Consider the following 370-nt stretch of genomic DNA (forward strand, 5'->3'; position numbering starts at 1 on the left):
GCGCCCACCAGCCGGTGGAACTTCAGGAGGGAGGCGGCCCGGCGGGCCTTGGCGACACCGGACGAGCGCGGCACCGCGGCGCGGTCCTCGACCGCCGTCAGGCCGCTGCGGGCCCGGGCCACGTCGACCAGGGCCCGCAGGTGCCGAAGCTCGTCCTCGACCGCGGGGGGGTCTGCGGGCCCCCCCACGTGTCCAACCACCGCCACCCCCCCACCCCCCAGGGGAGGGCCCGCGGGACCCACAAATCACCAGCCCCCCCCCCCCCCACCCCCCCCCCCACCACCTCAGCGCGCTCGGTAGGACAAAAACACCCCCCCCCCCCCCCCCCCCCCCCACCCCCCCCACCACCCCCCCCGCCCCCCCCCCCCAC

General features: G+C 80.0%; 1 pseudogene. It reads right to left on the bottom strand.

What is annotated here, in order from left to right:
- Positions 1-131, bottom strand: a pseudogene (locus tag PUR61_RS00035) (CDP-alcohol phosphatidyltransferase family protein); the annotation flags it as partial.
- Positions 132-370 lie beyond the last annotated feature (239 nt).

The sequence above is a fragment of the Streptomyces sp. BE20 genome (assembly GCF_036322525.1).
Lineage (GTDB): Bacteria > Actinomycetota > Actinomycetes > Streptomycetales > Streptomycetaceae > Kitasatospora.